At 33.8% G+C, this 4396-nt stretch carries 3 protein-coding genes; 1 reads left to right on the top strand and 2 read right to left on the bottom strand.

Translation table 11 applies throughout. From position 1 onward, the window contains the following. The first annotated feature begins 269 nt into the window (after window positions 1-269). The gene (locus tag AAC053_RS13620) at window positions 270-872 is read left to right on the top strand and encodes a DUF664 domain-containing protein (protein ID WP_339757747.1); all 603 of its coding nucleotides are present in this window, start codon (window positions 270-272) and stop codon (window positions 870-872) included. 52 nt (window positions 873-924) lie between these two features. On the opposite strand, the gene AAC053_RS13615 is transcribed toward AAC053_RS13620, so the two are convergent. Together AAC053_RS13615 and AAC053_RS13610 are read right to left on the bottom strand one after the other, a co-directional pair. Then, on the bottom strand, window positions 925-1299 hold the full coding sequence (locus AAC053_RS13615) for a DoxX family protein (RefSeq protein ID WP_339757744.1): 375 nt from the start codon (window positions 1297-1299) through the stop codon (window positions 925-927). Between the two features lie 203 nt (window positions 1300-1502). Further along, window positions 1503-4396: alpha-2-macroglobulin family protein (locus tag AAC053_RS13610; protein WP_339757741.1), on the bottom strand; the 2894-nt coding region annotated here is incomplete at its 5' end.

Below are 4396 nucleotides of genomic sequence, written 5' to 3'. Positions count from 1 at the left end.
ATAGGCTTGTTATTGCTAACATTACAGGATTATGAATAATTACGGATATACAAATATATTTTAATCAAAGTTGGCTTACAAAATAAGTCGAAACCTAATTACCGATCTAAGTCATAAATCCACTTAGACAAGTTTTACTTGGCTGCCTTCAAAACAAAATATTTTTTTTATCGCTAATACTCAGTGTAATTAGCACGTTAATCTCCTGTTAATTATAATGTTTGAAAATGATTAGGGATTTATATTTAGAAAACTAAAACCTTCAACCAATGAAATCAAAGATTCACGAACACCTTCAGAATAACAGAAATTCTGAGAGTAAAAGTCGTATTCAAATGTTACTATTAATTACTTTTTTTACAACGTCGCACTTATTTGCTCAAACTGAAATAAAAGCACCAAAAGGTTATACAAATGATATAGGAAACATGATCTCTATGCTCGATAATTTAAAGAAGCGTGTAGAGCGTCATGTTGTGAATTTAGATCAGGAAGGCACAGATTTTTTATTAGATGATAATGCTAATAGTCCAGGAGCTATTATTTATCATTTAGCAGCAACAGAAGCGTATTATCAAGTTTATACTTTTGAAGGTAGAGGTTTTAATGATGAAGAAAAGGCAAAATGGGAAATGGCTCTAAATTTAGGTGAGACAGCAAGAAAGGAATTTAAAAATAAGCCAATTCAATATTATATGGACATCTTTGATGAAGTTAGAGCCAAGACAAAACAACTCTTAAAAACCAAAGATGACGCTTGGTTTAAAAAGAAAAATGGAAATATGAGTAATCATTGGGCTTGGTTTCATGTTATGGAACATCAAGCCAATCACATGGGACAATTGGCGTTAATTACAAAACGTATTAAATAAAAAAAGAGATTCTAAATCTAGAGCCTCTTTTTTTATTACTTGTTAAGTTTCCTTAACTTAACAAGTCTTTATATTTATCCTTATAACTATAAAGTGCAATTATATTTAAAACTAATAAAGCAATTGCTGGATAGATATTTCCTGGGTCTAATGTAGCATGAAATAAAACGGCATTTAAAGAAACACTCATAAGTATTATAGAAAATAGTGCACCGAACTTATTAAAAACTAATGCGACTCCAGCGACTATTTCTACAATCCCTACAAAATCCATGACCTTTGCGCTAGATAATGCGCCAAAATAAGCACCTGCTGCTTCAGACATTCCTTCTGGTGGAGGTAAAAATCCTGCAAATTTGTTTATTCCAAAAACAAGAACAAAAATTCCAAGTAAAATTCTTAGAACCATAAAAACTTTTGAATTCATAATCTTATAATTTAATTTGTTAGTATTTTTCAAGTTACGAAATTAATTTTCGTACTTATTTTGACTACTTGGTCGCTATAACAACCTTTAACTAACAAATTAACGTCATTGCGAGGACGAAGGACGTGGCAATCTCATAAGCAGAACTAAAAATAAAGAGATTGCCACATCACACAAAAAAGTGTGACTCGCAATGGCGAAAACTAATCAACCACAACTCTAACACCTTCACTATGGCTGCTAAACTCTGGTGCATACATACTTTGTATCGTACTAATACCATTACTCATATCACCAGCATTATTAACCCTTAAATCGTATTCAAAAACATAAACGCCTTTAGGTAAGTAATCCATAAAGAAGTTGGTAGCGGCATCTTTTGTACTTTCATAATAACCTAAACCATCTTGATACTTGTATCGTGAAATAACATTTATAGGTTCAAAACCTGCTGCACGCATATCTTTAAGATGTACAAATTCCATAGAACGATCTGTTCTTAATTCGATTCTAACTCTTACTAAATTACCAACTTTTAATTTGGTATCTGATGTAATTTCAGAAATTTCTTCACCTTTATCTGTATTGGTTTTTAAGAAGAGTTTCTTACTTAACTTCAATGGTGTTTCTGCTGAAGTAATTTTATCTAAATCTTCGAAATATTGCCAGTATAAAGCTCCCCAAGCAATGCCATCTCCTTTTTTAGTAATGGTAACATTTGCCTGTTCTGGTTTAATTTCAGAACCTGTCCAAGATGTTTTGTAGTAACCTGTACCAGCTTCGAGCTTCACATCTTCTAATGTTTCTAGTGAGATTGTTTCACTTCCAACTTTTACATCTACCATTTCTGTGACATCTAGCCAATCACTACCTTGTAATAACAACGCATAAACTGCTTCTGTGGTCGCTTTTGTGGTTTTCCATTGATTGGTTTGCTTATTCTTTAACAGCCAGATTTTAAGATTATCAATATCTTCGAGATTCTTCGCTTCGCTCTGAATGACATTGCCAACTTCTGAAAACGCTTCAATCAATAAGGCTTGCGTTTCAATTGGTGCTTGGTACCAGTTCCATGAATTCGTATTGGCTTTCCAGTACATTCCAAGTTCATCAGAAGTGATGCTGTTTTCTTTTAATGATTTCAGAATTTTCCCTGCAGTTTTTGCATCATCCATTCTATGCATACTTAAGGCCATTAAACCTTTAGCATATAACGAACGCTTTAACCAGTATTTCTGAATCTGACTTTGGTAATAATCCATTATCGTTTTTACCTCTTTTGAAGCTTCTACTTCAGGATAAAAACTACGCACATATAAATAATGCAATTGTGTGTAAGACAAATGGTCTTTGGTTAAATCAACATTCTTATTGTATTTTTTTAAATCTTTATATTCTTTCACGAATTCAGTATCTAAATAGGCCAAGGCATTTTGAACCATAGATTCTTCGTTGCCGCTCAGAATGACATTGAGGTGTTTTAGGTGACCAAAACCTGCAATAATATGTTGAGTGATATAACGATTATCTCGTCCACCATTAAACCAAGCCCAAGCACCAGAAGACATCTGATTCTGTTGTAATTTTCGTTTTGCTGAGTTTAATTCGTTCGTCATCTTATTCAAATCGAATAACAATCCAATGCGTTTTTTCTGCTCAGTTTCAGATTGTGCATCACGTAACCAAGGTGTTTCTTGAATCAATAAAGATTTCAATTCTTGATTTTTTTCTAAATTACTCAACAAAGCATCAGAAGATTTCCATTGGTTAAAAACCGCTTCAATCTTTGGATTCGATTTTACGATGTGTTGTGCTATAGCATTCGAATAGTAACGTGCAAAGGTTTGCTCATTACAATCGTAAGGATATTCCATTAAATAGGGTAAGGCTTGCACAGCATACCAAGCCGGATTAGACGTCATTTCTAAAGTCAACTTATGGTGTTTGAGCGTCGTCGAAGACTGATTTTTCAGCTTATCTAACGTGAAGGTCTTCGTCTGATTAGAACGTATCCACATTGGTAAGGTTTCAGTTACCATCATTCTATTAGATAACACAGGAAGCGCATTTTGCTCACCATCACTAAAATCACCAGCTTTTGCAATAACTTTATATTGAACAGCTTGTATACCTTCTGGGATTTCTATATTCCAAGTGACTTGCGTATTTCCTTTTGCATCTACTTTAAAACCTAAGTCGTTATAGGCGTTAGACAATTCTCCATCAATAGATTTACCTGTAATAGGATCAGTTAATAGTAATTGTGCAATTCCGGACAATTGATTTTCAGTGAGATTTGCAATTTTTGTACTGATTCTAATCTTATCACCTTCTCTCAAAAAACGTGGTGCATTTGGTATCACCATCAACTCTTTTTGAGTCACAGTTTCTAATTGCGTGACAGCACTTTCTAAAGTTTTAGTATGCGCTAACAATTGCAGTTTCCATTTCGTTAATGCTTCTGGTGCTTTAAAGTTGAAACTTACATTACCTTCTGCATCAGTCTGTAATTGCGGAAAGAAGAAGGCGGTTTCGTTTAGGTTTTTTCTTATTTGGATGTTGTCTAAAGATTTTTCTCCTGGAGCACCAGAACCAGTTTGAATATTAAGACCATCAGCTTCGCTATTTTCAAGCCCTGAAATAGATCCGCTAAAGTTTGATAGAGCTATTGTCCCATAGCCAACAACTACATTTTCTTCCATTTCAACTGAGTCATCCATAACCATTGCAGCTTCAGGTGCTGCCATTGATTTCATCTTATAATCTTCTCTCAAATAACGACGATTATTCCCAAAATAAAACCCAAACCAATTTAATTGGTCATAGCCTTGATGCGGATAACTCCCTGAAATATTAAAACTATTAAAGAGTCTAAAATTGACATTCCCAAAACTTTGTCTAAAGTTTTTATTTACACGACCATTGTATGTTGGACGATTAATTGGATTAAAGCTCCAGTTGTGTGCTCTGAATTCATCTAAAGACGCATCGTACATACTTGCTAACAATTCAGCAGATACTTTATCTCCTTTTGGGCCTTTTATTTTAAAGCTCCAAGTTTCATCTTGTCCTGGTTGTAGCTTATCTCTAAAGGTTT

It is taken from the genome of uncultured Winogradskyella sp. (genome assembly GCF_963975125.1).
GTDB lineage: Bacteria > Bacteroidota > Bacteroidia > Flavobacteriales > Flavobacteriaceae > Winogradskyella.
The sequence above is the reverse complement of the archived record's forward strand: the minus strand, read 5'-3'. Positions and strand labels throughout refer to the sequence as shown.

Bases quoted from the DNA above. Each gene is read 5' to 3' on its own strand.
- AAC053_RS13620 (WP_339757747.1), top strand. From the start codon at position 270: ATGAAATCAAAGATTCACGAACACCTTCAGAATAACAGAAATTCTGAG.
- AAC053_RS13615 (WP_339757744.1), bottom strand. From the start codon at position 1,299: ATGAATTCAAAAGTTTTTATGGTTCTAAGAATTTTACTTGGAATTTTT.